Below are 15,232 nucleotides of genomic sequence, written 5' to 3' on the forward strand. Positions count from 1 at the left end.
TGCTTCGATAGTCATTATCAATAGATGTGACTGTACTTGTGCGGCCGGGCCTTGCACCATGGCCGCACTCACTGCGCCAGTGATCTGCCCTGGCGTGTCCTGCACCTTTTTCTTCGGTAAGTGACCCGCTATGAGTTCCGCCCTGTCCATCCGACAGCTGACCAAGACCTACGGCAACGGCTTCCAGGCCCTCAAAGGCATCGACCTCGATGTTGCCGAAGGCGATTTCTTCGCCTTGCTCGGCCCCAACGGCGCCGGCAAGTCCACGACCATCGGCATCCTCTCGACGTTGGTCAACAAGACCAGTGGCATAGTCAACGTGTTCGGCCACGACCTTGACCGCGAACCCTCGGCGCTCAAGCGCTGCCTGGGCGTGGTGCCGCAGGAGTTCAATTTCAACCAGTTCGAGAAAACCTTCGACATCGTAGTCACCCAGGCCGGTTACTACGGTATCCCGCCCAAGGTGGCCAAGGAACGTGCCGAGCAGTATCTGACCCAGCTGGGCCTGTGGGACAAGCGTGATGTGCAGTCGCGCTCGTTGTCCGGCGGCATGAAGCGCCGCCTGATGATTGCCCGCGCACTGATCCACGAGCCGCGCCTGTTGATCCTCGACGAGCCGACTGCCGGCGTGGACATCGAGCTGCGTCGCTCGATGTGGAGCTTCCTCACCGAGCTCAACCAGAAGGGCATCACCATCATCCTCACCACGCACTACCTGGAAGAGGCCGAGCAACTGTGCCGTAACATCGGCATCATCGACCACGGCACCATCGTCGAGAACACCAGCATGCGCCAGCTGCTGGGCAAGCTGCATGTCGAGACCTTTGTCCTCGACCTCAAGCAGGACCTGGCCAGCGCACCGGTGCTGCAGGGTTACCCGTGCCGGCTGCTGACCCCGCATACCCTGGAAGTGCAGGTGGAGAAGGACATCGGCATCACCGCGCTGTTCGGCCAGCTGGCGCTGCAGAACATCGAGGTGCAGAGCCTGCGCAACAAGACCAACCGACTCGAGGAGCTGTTCGTGTCCCTGGTGGAAAAAAACCTGTCGAAGGTGGCCGTATGAGTGTGGAACTGCGTACCAACTGGGTCGCCCTGAACACCATCGTCTACCGCGAAGTGCGGCGCTTCCTGCGGATCTGGCCGCAGACCCTGCTGCCGCCAGCGATCACCATGGTCCTGTACTTCGTCATCTTCGGTAACCTGATCGGCCGGCAGATCGGCGACATGGGCGGTTTCACCTACATGCAGTACATCGTGCCGGGGCTGATCATGATGTCGGTGATCACCAACTCCTACGGCAACGTGGTGTCGAGCTTCTTCGGCAGCAAGTTCCAGCGCTCCATCGAGGAGCTGATGGTGTCCCCGGTGTCGCCGCACACCATTCTGGTCGGCTATGTCCTGGGTGGCGTGCTGCGTGGCTTGGCGGTTGGGGTGATCGTGACCATCCTGTCGATGTTCTTCACCGACCTGCAGGTGCATCACCTGGGTGTGACCGTGGTCGTGGTGCTGCTGACCGCGACAATCTTCTCGCTGCTGGGCTTCGTCAACGCGGTGTTTGCGCGCAACTTCGACGATATCTCGATCATTCCAACGTTCGTGCTGACGCCCCTGACCTACCTGGGCGGAGTGTTCTACTCGATTAACCTGCTGCCGCCGTTCTGGCAGACCGTGTCGCTGGCCAACCCGGTGCTGCACATGGTCAACTCGTTCCGCTACGGCATCCTAGGGGTGTCGGATATCAGTATTGGCACGGCGATCACCTTCATGCTGGTGGCCACCGCGGTGCTCTATGTGCTGTGCGTTCGCCTGCTGGTCAGTGGCCGCGGCATGCGTGCCTGACACCCGTTGCTTGCGCCGGCGCCACTGCCGGCCAATCCACCAGCGCCAGTACAGCAGGGTAGTGAAGTAGGCGAAAATGCCCAGCACCACCCCGCACACCACCGAACCCAGCAGGAACGGCTGCCACAGCGTGGCCAGCTGGTCGGTGATCCATTCGAAGGTCAGTTCGTCGGGCAGGCTGCGGGGCGGAATCTGCAGCAGCCAGGCGCCGGTCATGTAGGTGACGAAGAACACCGGCGGCATGGTCAGCGGGTTGGTCAGCCAGACCAGGCTGACGGCGATCGGCAGGTTGCCGCGTACCGGGATCGCCAGTGCTGCAGCCAGCAGCATCTGCATGGGGATGGGGATCAATGCCGCGAACAGGCCCACGCCCATGGCCCGCGCCACCGAGTGGCGGTTGAGGTGCCATAGGTTCGGGTCGTGCAGCAACTTGCCGAAAAAGCGTAAGGACTTGTGTTCCCGAATGCTGGTCGGGTCCGGCATGTAGCGTTTGAAAAGGCGGCGCGGCATGTGGGCTCCCGGAGCATTGATCGGGGAAGTATGCCTTGATTCCATCTCAGCCTTGTTCAGAGTTTGTGACAATTGTTGAGCAGACATGGGCGGCTTTTCGGCTATGCCTCAGTAGGCGATTCCGCTTCTGGAGCTCTACCTCATGCGCACAGGGATGTTTGCGCTCGCGCTCGGGCTGTTGTGCCTGGGCTTTCTTCCCGTTTTGCCGTCGGTCGGGTGGCTGCTACTGCTTGTGCTGGGTGGTGGTGTCTTCGCGTGCACCCGGCTGTGGCCGCTGGGCTGCTTTTTGCTGGGGCTGTGTTGGGCCTGCTGGTCGGCCCAGCAGGCGCTGGATGAGCGCCTGGCTGCGGGGCTCGATGGCCGCACGCTATGGCTTGAGGGCCGGGTCGTAGGCTTGCCCACACGGACTGCGCAGGGCGTGCGCTTTGAGCTGGAGCAGCCACGTTCGCGTCGCGCCGAGTTGCCCCGGCGGCTGCAACTGAGCTGGTTCAACGGCCCGGCCATTCGCGCTGGCGAGCACTGGCGCCTGGCGGTCACCCTGCAGCGCCCGGCGGGGTTGCTCAACCCTCATGGCCCGGACCGTGAAGCTCAACTGCTGGCGCGCCGGATCGGCGCCACTGGCACTGTAAAGGCGGGCCAGGTGTTGCACGCGGCGCCACCGGGGTGGCGAGATGCGCTGCGCGAGCGGCTGCTGAATGTCGATGCCCTTGGTCAGGAAGCTGCTTTGGTGGCGTTGGTGCTGGGGGATGGTGCGGGGTTGGCCCGCGACCAGTGGCAGGTACTGCAGGCTACCGGCACGGTGCACTTGATGGTGATTTCCGGCCAGCACATCGGCCTGGTTGCAGGGCTGCTGTATGCCTTGATAGCGGGGCTGGCACGCTGGGGATTGTGGCCACGTGACTGGCCATGGTTGCCCTGGGCATGCGGCCTGGCGCTGACGGGGGCGCTGGCTTATGGATGGCTGGCCGGCGCCGGCGTGCCGGTGCAGCGCGCTTGCTTGATGCTGGCGGTGGTGCTGCTGTGGCGCCTGCGCTTTCGTCAACTGGGTGCGATGTTCCCGCTGCTGCTGGCGCTGAACCTGGTGCTGTTGGCAGAGCCCCTGGCGGTGTTGCTACCCGGGTTCTGGTTGTCGTTCGCGGCAGTGGCCATCCTGATCTGCAGCTTTGCCGCGCGTCTTGGCGGCTGGCGGCCCTGGGAGGCGTGGACGCGGGCCCAGTGGGTAATCGCCGTAGGCCTGCTGCCGGTGTTGCTGGCCACGGGCTTGCCGGTGAGCCTGACCGCCCCCCTGGCAAACTTGCTGGCAGTGCCCTGGGTCAGCCTGGGCGTGTTGCCGCTGGCGTTGCTCGGCACTCTGTTGTTGCCGCTGGCCGGTATTGGCGAGGGTTTGCTATGGCTGGCGGGTGGCATGCTGGACGTGTTGTTGCGCCTGCTTGCCTTGATAGCAGCGTGGCACCCGGCATGGACACCGCCGGCCTTGCCAATGCTTGCCTGGTTGCTTGTGTGTATTGGAGCGCTGCTGCTGTTGCTGCCACGCGGAGTGCCGCTGCGCGGCCTGGGCGGGGTCCTGCTGCTGGCCTTGTGGGTGCCGAGGGAACCCGTGCCGCATGGCCAGGTTGAGGTCTGGCAGCTGGACGTCGGCCAAGGGCTGGCGGTGCTGCTGCGCACGCGGCATCACGCCCTGCTGTATGACGCAGGGCCGGCCAAGGGCGAATTCGACCTGGGCGAACGGGTGGTGCTGCCGACCCTGCGCAAGCTTGGGGTAGGCAGCCTGGACCTGATGTTGATCAGCCACGCCCATGCCGACCATGCGGGCGGTGCTGCGGCCATTGAGCGTGGTTTGCCAGTCCGGCAAATGATCGGCGGCGAAGCGCTGGATGATGTGCAGCTGCAACCTTGCACCAGTGGCGAACAATGGACCTGGGATGGCGTACGCTTTTCGTTATGGCGCTGGGCTGACGGGCAAAGCAGCAATGACCGCTCTTGCGTGTTGCTGGTCGAGGCGCAGGGCGAGCGTTTGCTGCTGGCGGGGGATATGGAGGCCGGCGCAGAACGGGCTTGGCTGGCACAGGCCGAAGCACCCCGTATCGACTGGCTGCAGGCGCCGCACCATGGCAGCCGCACTTCTTCAAGCGAGGCCTTCATCCGCGCTACGGCTGCGCGTGGGGTGCTGATTTCACGGGGGCGTAACAACAGCTTCGGGCACCCGCATGCTCAGGTGGTCGAACGCTATCGTCGGCATGGCGTGGCCATTCACGACACGGCGGCAGAAGGGGGCTTGCGGCTGGTGCTGGGGAGCCATGGTGATGTCGAGGGTGTGCGTCGGCAGCGGCGATTCTGGCGGGAGGCTGGCGGTGGCTGACCGGTCCTCTTCGCGGGCAAGCCAGCTCCCACGGGCGATCGCAAGTCTCGGTAGGGGCGGGCTTGCTCGCGAAGAGGCCGGCCCTGCCATTTGCCTGACCTCCGGCAGATGAGCCCTTTGCGCTCCTGTGTTAGAGTGGCGGCCTTTTTCCAAAGGGGCGTTTACTGTGTGGGAATTGGTCAAGTCCGGTGGTTGGATGATGCTGCCGATCATTCTGAGTTCCATCGCCGCCATGGCTATCGTCGTCGAGCGCCTGTGGACCTTGCGCGCCAGCCGCGTCACCCCGCCGCACCTGCTGAGCCAGGTGTGGATGTGGATCAAGGACAAGCAACTCACCAGTGACAAGCTCAAGGCCCTGCGCGCGGATTCGCCGCTGGGCGAGATTCTCGCTGCTGGCCTGGCCAACTCGCGCCATGGCCGCGAAATCATGAAAGAGTGCATCGAGGAGGCCGCCTCGCGCGTCATCCACGAACTCGAGCGCTACATCAGCACCCTCGGCACCATCGCTGCCATGGCGCCGCTGCTCGGCCTGCTGGGCACCGTGCTGGGCATGATCGATATCTTCAGCGCCTTCATGGGCTCGCAGATGACCGCCAACGCCGCTGTGCTGGCCGGCGGTATCTCCAAGGCCCTGGTCACCACTGCGGCCGGCCTGATGGTTGGTATCCCGGCGGTATTCTTCCACCGCTTCCTGCTGCGCCGCATCGATGAACTGGTGGTGGGCATGGAGCAGGAGGCGATCAAGCTGGTAGAAGTCATCCAGGGCGACCGCGAAGTGGAAGTGGCCGGAGGCAAGGCGTGAAGTTCCGGCGCAATCGGCAGCGGGAAAACGTCGACATCAACCTCGCATCGCTGATCGATGTGGTGTTCGTCCTGCTGCTGTTCTTCGTGGTCACCACCACCTTTACCCGCGAGACCCAGTTGCGTGTCGAGCTGCCCGAAGCGGCCAGCGCCGAGCAGGCACCGGCCGATCAGGGCAAACTGGTGGAAGTGACCATCAGCGCCGATGGCGTGTATTCGGTGAACAACCACCTGCTGCCCAAGAGCGACCTGGCGACCCTCAGCGAGGCCATCGAACGCGAATCTGGCGGTGACAACAAGTTGCCTCTGGCCATCAGCGCCGACGGCAAGACTCCGCACCAGGCCGTGATCACCGCAATGGATGCCGCCGGCAAGCTCGGTTTCAGCCACCTGCGCATGACCACCGTCGAGGCCGCCCAGGGGACACCTTGATGGCGCTCGCCGACCGCTTGCTCGCCGCCTGGTACGCCGGGCATCCGGCCCTGGCGTTGCTGCGCCCGCTTGAAGCGTTGTACCGGCGTGTGGTGAGGCGCAAGCGCGCGCGTTTCCTCAGTGGCGAAAGTGCCAGCTACCGGGCGCCGGTGCCGGTCATCGTGGTGGGTAACATCACCGTGGGCGGCACCGGCAAGACGCCAATGATTCTCTGGCTGATCGAGCATTGCCGCCGCCAGGGCCTCAAGGTCGGTGTGGTCAGCCGTGGCTACGGTGCCAAACCGCCGCACTACCCGTGGCGGGTAGAGGCGAGCCAGCCGGCCGAACAAGCCGGTGACGAGCCTTTGCTGATTGTTCAGCGCACTGGCGTGCCGCTGATGATCGACCCTGACCGTTCCGGCGCGGTGCAGGCACTGCTGGCCAGCGAACCGCTGGACCTGATCCTGTGCGACGACGGCATGCAGCACTACCGCCTGGCCCGTGACCTTGAACTGGTGCTGATCGATGCCGCCCGCGGCCTGGGCAATGGCCGCTGCCTGCCGGCCGGCCCGCTGCGCGAGCCGCGCGAGCGCTTGCAAGAGGCGGATGCCGTGCTTTACAACGGTGCCGATGGCGACCGTGCAGACGGTTTTGGCTTCCGCCTGCAGCCGTCTGCCCTGGTCAACCTGCGCAGCGGCGAACGCCGCGAACTGGGCTTTTTCCCGGCAGGCCAGCGCCTGCATGCGGTGGCCGGTATCGGTAACCCGCAACGTTTCTTCAATACCCTGCTGGAGCTAAACTGGCAGCCGGTGCCGCACCCCTTTGCCGACCATGCACAGTTCAGTGCCGAAAGCCTGGCGTTCAGCCCGGCACTGCCGCTGATCATGACCGAGAAGGATGCGGTTAAATGCCGGGCCTTCGCCGCCGACGACTGGTGGTACCTGGCGGTCGAGGCACAGCCCACGCCTGCCTTCGGCGCCTGGTTCGACAACCAGCTGCAACGGTTGCTGCGCAAGCCCTGAACGCTCATTCAGCCAATTCAATGTTCCGGCCACCTGGCCTCAAGGAAGCCTCCATGGACACCAAACTGCTCGATATCCTCGCCTGCCCGATCACCAAGGGCCCGCTCAAGCTCAGTGCTGACAAGACCGAGCTGATCAGCAAGGGCGCAGGCCTGGCCTACCCGATCCGTGACGGTATCCCGGTGATGCTGGAAAGCGAAGCGCGTACCTTGACCGACGACGAGCGTCTGGACAAATGAGCGTGAACTTCACCGTGGTCATTCCCGCCCGGCTGCGCTCCACGCGCCTGCCGGGCAAGCCGCTGCTGGCAATTGCTGGCAAGCCTATGGTCCAGCACGTCTGGGAGCAGGCGCGCAAGAGTGGCGCCAGCCGGGTGGTCATCGCCACCGATGACGTCAGCATCCTCGAAGCCTGCCAGGCCTTTGGCGCCGAAGTGCTGATGACCCGCGCCGACCATGAATCGGGCACCGACCGCCTGGCCGAAGTGGCTGCGCACCTGGGGCTGCCGGCTGATGCCATTGTGGTCAATGTGCAGGGCGACGAGCCCTTGATCCCACCGGTGATCATCGACCAGGTGGCCGCCAACCTGGCAGCCCACCCGGAAGCCGGCATCGCCACCCTGGCCGAGCCGATCCATGAGCCGGAAACCGTGTTCAACCCCAATGCGGTCAAGGTGGTCAGCGACAAGAACGGCCTGGCCTTGAGTTTCAGCCGTGCGCCGCTGCCTTGGGCCCGCGACGCCTTTGCCAAGGACCGCGACGTGCTGCCGCAAGGCGTGCCGTATCGCCGCCACATCGGCATGTATGCCTACCGCGTCGGCTTCCTGCAGGACTTCGTCAGCTGGGGCCCATGCTGGCTCGAGCAGACCGAGGCCCTGGAGCAGCTGCGTGCACTGTGGCATGGCGTGCGTATCCACGTCGAAGACGCCATCCAGGCGCCAGCCGTGGGAGTGGATACCCCCGAAGACCTGGAGCGCGTACGGCGCTTGCTGGAGGCCTGATGCGCGTCCTGTTCGTCTGCCTCGGCAATATCTGCCGCTCGCCCACCGCCGAAGGCGTGCTGCGCCATCAGTTGCAGGCAGCCGGCCTGGCTGAGCAGGTGCATGTGGCGTCTGCCGGTACCGGCGACTGGCATGTTGGCAAGGCCCCAGACAGCCGCACCTGCAAGGCCGCGCTGATGCGTGGTTATGACCTGTCGCGCCAGCGTGCCCAGCAGGTCAAGCCGGCGCATTTCGCCGAGTACGACCTGATCCTGGCCATGGATGAGAGCAACCTCGCCCATCTGCGTGCCATGCGCCCGCACAATGCCAGTGGCGAGCTCGACCTGTTCCTGCGCCGTTACGGCGCGGCCCTGGACGAGGTGCCGGACCCTTACTATGGCGGCGCCGAGGGCTTCGAGCAGGTGCTCGACCTGATCGAGGCTGCGTGCCGCGAGCTGGTCGTGGAAATCAAGGGGCGGCTATGACAGCGGTTTGGCAGGAGCACGTTTCGCTAAAGCCGTACAACACCTTCGGCATCGACGTAAAAGCCCGGTATTTCACCCAGGCACACAGTGATGACGAAGTGCGCGAGGCGTTGGCCCTGGCGCGCCAGCGTGAGTTGCGGGTGCAGGTGATCGGGGGGGGCAGCAACCTGCTGCTGACCCGCGATATCGATGCGCTGGTATTGCACATGGCCAGCCGTGGCCAGCGCGTGCTGAGTGATGACGGCGAGCGGGTGGTGGTCGAGGCGCAAGCCGGCGAACCTTGGCACCCGTTCGTGCAATGGTCGTTGGCGCAGGGCTATTGTGGCCTGGAGAACCTCAGCCTGATACCTGGCACCGTGGGCGCTGCGCCGATGCAGAACGTCGGCGCCTATGGCGTCGAGATCAAGGATGTGTTCGCCGGGCTGACCGCGTTGGACCGGCAGACCGGGGAGCTGCGCGATTTCAGCCTGGAGGAATGCGCCTTCGGTTACCGCGACAGCGTGTTCAAGCGCAACCCTGGGCGTTGGTTGATCCTGCGTGTGCGCTTTGCGCTGAGCCACGACCTGCAGGCGCATCTGGACTATGGCCCTGTGCGCCAGCGCCTGGCGGAGCAGGGCGTCGAGCAGCCAACCGCGCAGTCGATCAGCGACGCCATTTGCAGCATTCGTCGCGAAAAACTGCCGGACCCGGCCGATTTGGGCAATGCCGGGAGCTTCTTCAAGAATCCGGTGGTGTCGGCTGAGCTGGTCGACAGCATTCGAAGCCAGTACCCGGGCGTGGTGGCCTATCCCCAGGCAGGCGGCCAGGTGAAGCTGGCAGCTGGTTGGTTGATCGAGCAGGCTGGCTGGAAAGGCTACCGTGACGGCGATGCGGGTGTACATCGGCTGCAGTCGCTGGTACTGGTCAATTATGGCCAGGCGAGCGGGGCGCAGGTGCATGCGCTGGCGCAGCGGATTCAGGCAGATATCCTGCAGCGGTTCGGGGTGGAGCTGGAAATGGAGCCCAACCTGTACTGATTGCTCTGCCTGTCCCGGCCCCGACTTGCCCGCGAAGAGGCCGGAACAGGTAAAACAGATAGGCAAGAAAAAGCCCCGCCAGTTCGCACTGGCGGGGCTTTTTCATTCAGCCTTGGCTATCAACCGTGATGAGGCTTGTGCTCATCGGCGGTTTCCAGCGCGGGCTCGGCAGCTTCCTGGGCAGCCTTGGCAGCGGCCTCGGCTTCACGCTTGCGGCGACGCACTTCGCGTGGGTCGTTCGGCGCGCGGCCGTTAGGCAGCATGACAGTAGCGGCTTCGACGGTTGCAGGGGCTTCTACAGGCGCTGGCTCCACTACCGCTGGGGCAGCTTCGGCAGCAACAGGTTCTACCGCCACTTCCGGCTGGGCTTCGATGACGGCAACTGGCTGCTCGGCAACCGGTGCTTCTTCAGCCACAACCTGAGCCTGCTCGGCTTCACCGCCCTCGACCACTGGCGCTTCGATCACTTCGGCTTTGGCAGCAGGTGCTTCAACCGGTGCTTCGGCTACTACCACTGGCTCGGCGGCAGGGGCCACTTCAACCACTGGCTGTGGTGCGACCTCGACCACTGGCTCGGCACTGGCTTCGACTACGGCGACCGGCTCGCTGACAGGCTGTTCGACCACTGGAGCGATGACAGCTTCCTCGGCTTGAGCAACCACTTCAACCTGCTCGGCCGGCTGGGCGACTTCGCTGTTTTCGGTGGTTACGGCTTCGGCGCTGGCGCGTTCGGCCTGCTGGTTGGCTTCAGCCTCGGCATTGGCACTGATGTGGCTGCTGGCGACAGCGGCAGTGACAGCCAGGCCGGCAGCCAGTTCGGCGCCAAGCTCGGTGGCTTGATGCTGCTGCGGCTGCTCTTCGCTGCCTTCTTCGTCGCCGCCTTCGATCAGCTCGCCATTGGCATTGCGCTGACGCTCACGACGGTTGCTGCGGCGACGCTGGCCACGGGAGCGACGACGCGGACGCTCGTCATCGTTACCTTCCTGCTCATCCTGCAGCAGCTCTTCGTTCGGCAGTTGCTCCTCGGCGAGTTCGGCCGCCTGCTCAGCAGCCTGTTCGGCTGGGCGTGGCTGGCGCTCTTCGCGCGGTGGGCGAGGCTGGCGTTCTTCGCGAGGAGCACGTTCTTCACGCGGGGCACGCTCTTCGCGGGGCGCACGTTCTTCACGCGGGGCGCGCTCTTCACGAGGAGCACGTTCTTCACGAGGTGCGCGTTCTTCACGAGGTGCACGCTCTTCACGTGGGGCGCGTTCTTCGCGAGGTGCACGCTCTTCACGGGCTACACGCTCTTCGCGCGGCTGGCGCTCTTCGCGTTCTGCCGGTGTAACGTCCAGCGGCTCGCGCAGTTCGCGTACGCGCTCTTCACCGCGGTTGCCGCGGCGGTCTTCGCGTGGCTGGCGTGGTGCACGCTCTTCACGTGGCGCACGCTCTTCGCGAGGGGCGCGTTCTTCACGTGGAGCACGCTCCTCGCGTGGTGCGCGTTCTTCACGCGGGGCGCGTTCGGCCCGCTCTTCGCGTGGCTTGCGTTCTTCATCGCGGCGGCCGTTGCGGTTGCGGCTCTGCTGGCGGCCGTTGCGGCGCTCTTCGTTGCGTGCGCTGCGCTCGGCAGCCGGCTTCTCGGCGGCGGCGACGACCGGTGCGGCGGCAGGTTCTTCCTTGCCGGCGAACAGGCTGACCAGCGACTTCACCAGGCCTTTGAACAGGCTTGGCTCAGGTGCGCTTGGTGCGGGGGCTACCGGTGCGGCAGGCTGAGGCTGTTCTTCGGCGGCGCTCGGTACTGGAGCGTTGACGCGGGCCGGAGCAGTCTTCACCGCGGCTTCCTGGCGAACCAGGGTGCGGGTGGCGGTCGGCTGTGGCGCCTCTTCAGTTTCGGCGGCGGCGATTTCGTAGCTGGACTGGTTGTTCAGCACTTCCGGGTTGTCGTCGCGCAGGCGCTGGACTTCGAAGTGCGGGGTTTCCAGGTGGTCGTTCGGCAGGATGATGATGCGTGCGCGAGTGCGCAGTTCGATCTTGGTGATCGAGTTGCGCTTCTCGTTGAGCAGGAAGGCGGCAACCGGGATCGGCACCTGGGCACGTACTTCGGCGGTACGGTCTTTCAGGGCTTCTTCTTCGATCAGGCGCAGGATGGCCAGCGACAGCGATTCGACGTCACGGATGATGCCGGTGCCGGAGCAGCGTGGGCAGACGATGCCGCTGCTTTCGCCGAGCGATGGGCGCAGGCGCTGACGGGACATTTCCAGCAGGCCGAAGCGCGAGATGCGGCCGACCTGGACGCGGGCACGGTCGGCTTCCAGGCATTCACGCACGCGCTCTTCTACTGCGCGCTGGTTTTTCGCCGGGGTCATGTCGATGAAGTCGATGACGATCAGGCCGCCGATGTCACGCAGACGCAGCTGGCGGGCGATTTCCTCGGCCGCTTCCAGGTTGGTCTGCAGGGCGGTTTCCTCGATGTCGCTGCCTTTGGTGGCGCGCGCCGAGTTGATGTCGATGGAGACCAGTGCTTCGGTCGGGTCGATCACGATCGAGCCGCCGGACGGCAGGTCGACGACGCGCTGGAAGGCGGTCTCGATCTGGCTTTCGATCTGGAAACGGTTGAACAGCGGCACGCTGTCTTCGTACAGCTTGACCTTGCTGGCGTACTGCGGCATCACCTGGCGAATGAAGGTCAGTGCTTCTTCCTGGGCATCGATGCTGTCGATCAGCACTTCGCCGATGTCCTGGCGCAGGTAGTCACGGATGGCGCGGATGATGACGTTGCTTTCCTGGTAGATCAGGAACGGCGCGGCGCGGTCCAGGGACGCTTCCTTGATGGCGGTCCACAGTTGCAGCAGGTAGTCGAGGTCCCACTGCATTTCTTCGCTGCTGCGGCCAAGGCCGGCAGTGCGCACGATCAGGCCCATGTCGCCCGGCACGGTCAGGCCGTTCAGGGCTTCACGCAGCTCGTTGCGCTCTTCGCCTTCGATGCGGCGGGAGATGCCACCGGCACGCGGGTTGTTCGGCATCAGCACCAGGTAGCGGCCAGCCAGGCTGATGAAGGTGGTCAGGGCGGCGCCTTTGTTGCCGCGCTCTTCCTTCTCGACCTGGACGATGACTTCCTGGCCTTCGCTCAGGACTTCCTTGATGTTGACCCGGCCTTCAGGGGCTTTCTTGAAGTATTCGCGGGAGATTTCCTTCAGCGGCAGGAAGCCGTGACGTTCGGAGCCGAAGTCGACGAAGGCGGCTTCGAGGCTGGGCTCGATCCGGGTGATCTTGCCTTTGTAGATGTTGGCCTTTTTCTGCTCACGTGCGCCGGACTCGATGTCCAGGTCGTAGAGACGTTGGCCGTCCACCAGGGCTACACGCAACTCTTCGGGTTGAGTTGCGTTAATCAGCATTCTTTTCATGTTGTACCGTCGGTTTCCGGGCTGCCGGAAACGGCGTTCGGCACACACGACTTCTCATGGTCGGTGCCAAGGTGCGCAAAGGGTGGCCGGGCCACCCCCGTGTCGAGCAACGTTCGGCACCAGCCGGTTGCCCAGCCTGCCGTTGTCGCGACGACGCGTCCTGTTTGCTGCGGTGCCTACCAGGCCCCGGTGGCTTCGAATGGGTATCCGAATCAACCAAGCGGGCCTCGTGCACTCAGTCAGGAGGAGGAATCAACCGTCGGCCGTGGACGCCCGGAGGCATCTGTTCAGGACCTTATCCGCTCGCCGGCCATTCAGTGGGCCGGTGGCCGGACGCGGTGCTACACGGTCCGAGGGCTGTGCATCTCCACCCTGCACGTATCCCTGATAATTCGGGTGCTGCCGCGCGCTGAATCCGCAACGGGTTGCATTTTTCGCCAGCTTCGAACGGGAAGCTGACGCCATTACATATCCAAGGCAGGTATTTCCGAAGCATTCGCCTTGCGTTGCGTGGAAGCGACGGGGGCGGGCAGAGGTGCAGCGAAAAGAATCGGGAAGCAGGTGAAAAACCACACTTGTCGTTTTTTTTCGGTCTTCTCTACACAGCGCTGGTGGCGATTCCAGGCAATTCGGTAAACTGGCGAAAACCCCGTAGGACGGCCTCGCGTCCTGGAGAACTGCGTAGGTCAGGAACCGGCCCAGGGCCTGGTTTCACTGGCCTGCCGCTTTTGGCGGCGTTCGCGACTATAGCAGTAATGATTAAGTGCTTCAATTCCATAAATAATTGTTATGATCCCCGCCATGACGACCAATACCCCTCCGACTTCCGGCGTTCAGCTGATCGAAGTCGCGCCGGAACTTGCCGGCCAACGAATCGACAATTTCCTCATCACGGCGCTCAAGGGCGTGCCCAAGACCCTGGTCTACCGCATCCTTCGCAAGGGTGAGGTGCGGGTCAACAAAGGGCGGGTCAAGCCTGAATACAAGATCCAGGCCGGCGATATCGTGCGCGTTCCGCCTGTCCGGTTGCCCGAGCGTGACGAACCGGCACCCGTGGCCCAGGGGCTGCTGCAGCGCCTGGAGGCAGCCATTGTCTATGAAGACAAGGCGCTGATCGTGATGAACAAGCCGGCCGGCATCGCTGTGCATGGTGGCAGCGGCCTGAGCTTTGGCGTGATCGAAGCGCTGCGCCAGTTGCGCCCGGACGCGAAGGAGCTGGAGCTGGTGCATCGCCTGGACCGCGATACCTCGGGCCTGCTGATGATCGCCAAGAAGCGCAGCATGCTGCGCCACCTGCATGCCGCCCTGCGTGGTGATGGCGTGGACAAACGTTACATGGCGCTGGTGCGTGGCCACTGGCCGACTTCGAAGAAACAGGTTAATGCGCCGCTGCTCAAGAGCAACCTGCGCTCCGGTGAGCGCATGGTCGAGGTCAACGATGAAGGCAAGGAGGCGCTGACCCTGTTCCGCGTACTGCGCCGTTTCGGCGAATTCGCCACCATTGTCGAGGCGCGCCCGATCACCGGCCGCACTCACCAGATTCGCGTGCACACCTTGCATGCCGGCCACATGATCGCCGGTGACAGCAAGTATGGCGACGAGGACTTCAGCCGCGAGATTCGCGAGCTGGGTGGCAAGCGTCTGTTCCTGCACGCCTATGCCCTGACCGTGCCGCTGCCCGATGGCGGTGAGCTCAAGCTTGAGGCGCCAGTGGACGAGGTGTGGGCAAAAACCGTGGAGCGACTCAGTGCGCCGTGACTATGAGCTACTGATTTTCGATTGGGATGGCACCCTGGCCGATAGCATCGGCCGCATCGTCGAGGCGATGAATGCCGCTGCCGAACGTGCCGGCGAAGCGCCTAGCCCCGAGGGCGCGGTCAAGGGCATCATCGGCTTGGCGCTGGGGGAGGCCATTTCGACGTTGTATCCGCACCTTGATCCGTTGCAGGTCGAAACTTTCCGCCAGCACTACGCCGACATCTATATGGCCCTGGATCAGCAGCCTTCGCCGCTGTTCGAGGGTGTGGTCGAGTCGCTGGATGCGTTCCGTGCCGAGGGCTATCGCCTGGCGGTGGCGACTGGCAAGGCGCGCCGCGGGCTGGATCGCGTGCTCAAGGCCAATGGCTGGGAGCAGTTCTTCGACATCACCCGTGCCGCTGACGAAACCCGTGGCAAGCCGCACCCACTGATGCTCGAAGAAATCCTCGGGCATTGCGGCGTCGAACCCGGGCGGGCGCTGATGGTCGGAGATTCGGCATTCGACCTGCAAATGGCCAGCAATGCCGGCATGCATTCGGTGGCGGTGGGCTATGGTGCCATGTCGCTGCAGGCGCTGGCCGAGTTCGGTCCGCAGGTGTGCATCGAGCATTTTTCCCAGTTGCGCGAGTGGCTGGCCGGTTCCAGGCAAGTTCAATTCCAAGGTAGGTGAGC

The 15,232-nt window shown here is 64.3% G+C and carries 14 protein-coding genes; 12 read left to right on the plus strand and 2 right to left on the minus strand.

Features of this window, described 5'->3' with window-relative positions:
- Nucleotides 1-130: 130 nt before the first annotated feature.
- Together BUQ73_RS05875 and BUQ73_RS05880 are read left to right on the plus strand one after the other, a co-directional pair.
- On the plus strand, nt 131-1,063 hold the full coding sequence (locus tag BUQ73_RS05875; RefSeq protein WP_079227041.1) for an ABC transporter ATP-binding protein: 933 nt from the start codon (nt 131-133) through the stop codon (nt 1,061-1,063).
- Complete coding sequence (locus BUQ73_RS05880) at nt 1,060-1,839, plus strand: ABC transporter permease (RefSeq protein WP_027919460.1); 780 nt, start codon at nt 1,060-1,062, stop codon at nt 1,837-1,839. The genes BUQ73_RS05875 and BUQ73_RS05880 overlap by 4 nt, the downstream gene beginning before the upstream one ends.
- On the opposite strand, the gene BUQ73_RS05885 is transcribed toward BUQ73_RS05880, so the two are convergent.
- Entirely contained in the window at nt 1,723-2,349 is a 627-nt protein-coding gene (locus BUQ73_RS05885; RefSeq protein WP_027919459.1) for a DUF2062 domain-containing protein, read from the minus strand. The genes BUQ73_RS05880 and BUQ73_RS05885 overlap by 117 nt on opposite strands.
- 142 nt (nt 2,350-2,491) lie before the next feature.
- On the opposite strand from BUQ73_RS05885, the gene BUQ73_RS05890 reads away from it, so the two are divergent.
- From BUQ73_RS05890 to murB, 8 genes are all read left to right on the plus strand, one after another.
- The gene (locus BUQ73_RS05890) at nt 2,492-4,708 is read left to right on the plus strand and encodes a DNA internalization-related competence protein ComEC/Rec2 (protein WP_079227042.1); all 2,217 of its coding nucleotides are present in this window, start codon (nt 2,492-2,494) and stop codon (nt 4,706-4,708) included.
- A gap of 166 nt (nt 4,709-4,874) precedes the next feature.
- On the plus strand, nt 4,875-5,510 hold the full coding sequence (locus BUQ73_RS05895) for a MotA/TolQ/ExbB proton channel family protein (protein ID WP_079227043.1): 636 nt from the start codon (nt 4,875-4,877) through the stop codon (nt 5,508-5,510).
- Nucleotides 5,507-5,941, plus strand: coding sequence for an ExbD/TolR family protein (locus BUQ73_RS05900; RefSeq protein WP_027919456.1), 435 nt, complete (start codon nt 5,507-5,509; stop codon nt 5,939-5,941). The genes BUQ73_RS05895 and BUQ73_RS05900 overlap by 4 nt, the downstream gene beginning before the upstream one ends.
- Nucleotides 5,941-6,942 (plus strand): tetraacyldisaccharide 4'-kinase, encoded by a 1,002-nt coding sequence (lpxK, locus tag BUQ73_RS05905; protein ID WP_079227044.1) that lies wholly within the window; start codon nt 5,941-5,943, stop codon nt 6,940-6,942. The genes BUQ73_RS05900 and lpxK overlap by 1 nt, the downstream gene beginning before the upstream one ends.
- 53 nt (nt 6,943-6,995) lie before the next feature.
- Entirely contained in the window at nt 6,996-7,181 is a 186-nt protein-coding gene (locus BUQ73_RS05910; RefSeq protein WP_003247142.1) for a Trm112 family protein, read from the plus strand.
- The gene (kdsB, locus tag BUQ73_RS05915; RefSeq protein ID WP_079227045.1) at nt 7,178-7,942 is read left to right on the plus strand and encodes a 3-deoxy-manno-octulosonate cytidylyltransferase; all 765 of its coding nucleotides are present in this window, start codon (nt 7,178-7,180) and stop codon (nt 7,940-7,942) included. Before BUQ73_RS05910 ends, kdsB begins: the two co-directional genes overlap by 4 nt.
- Nucleotides 7,942-8,406: a low molecular weight protein-tyrosine-phosphatase gene (locus BUQ73_RS05920; RefSeq protein WP_079227046.1), complete on the plus strand. Its 465-nt coding sequence runs from the start codon at nt 7,942-7,944 to the stop codon at nt 8,404-8,406. Before kdsB ends, BUQ73_RS05920 begins: the two co-directional genes overlap by 1 nt.
- On the plus strand, nt 8,403-9,422 hold the full coding sequence (gene murB / locus BUQ73_RS05925) for a UDP-N-acetylmuramate dehydrogenase (protein WP_079227047.1): 1,020 nt from the start codon (nt 8,403-8,405) through the stop codon (nt 9,420-9,422). Before BUQ73_RS05920 ends, murB begins: the two co-directional genes overlap by 4 nt.
- A 119-nt stretch (nt 9,423-9,541) precedes the next feature.
- Here murB and rne read toward each other — a convergent pair whose 3' ends face one another.
- A complete protein-coding gene (gene rne, locus BUQ73_RS05930) occupies nt 9,542-12,802 on the minus strand; it encodes a ribonuclease E (protein ID WP_079227048.1) in 3,261 nt (1,086 codons plus the stop codon).
- Between the two features lie 801 nt (nt 12,803-13,603).
- On the opposite strand from rne, the gene rluC reads away from it, so the two are divergent.
- Both rluC and BUQ73_RS05945 read left to right on the plus strand, forming a co-directional pair.
- Complete coding sequence (gene rluC, locus BUQ73_RS05940) at nt 13,604-14,560, plus strand: 23S rRNA pseudouridine(955/2504/2580) synthase RluC (RefSeq protein WP_027919450.1); 957 nt, start codon at nt 13,604-13,606, stop codon at nt 14,558-14,560.
- Complete coding sequence (locus BUQ73_RS05945) at nt 14,550-15,230, plus strand: HAD family hydrolase (protein ID WP_079227049.1); 681 nt, start codon at nt 14,550-14,552, stop codon at nt 15,228-15,230. The genes rluC and BUQ73_RS05945 overlap by 11 nt, the downstream gene beginning before the upstream one ends.
- The last annotated feature ends 2 nt before the right edge of the window (nt 15,231-15,232 follow it).

The sequence above is a fragment of the Pseudomonas putida genome (assembly GCF_002025705.1).
Lineage (GTDB): Bacteria > Pseudomonadota > Gammaproteobacteria > Pseudomonadales > Pseudomonadaceae > Aquipseudomonas > Aquipseudomonas putida_J.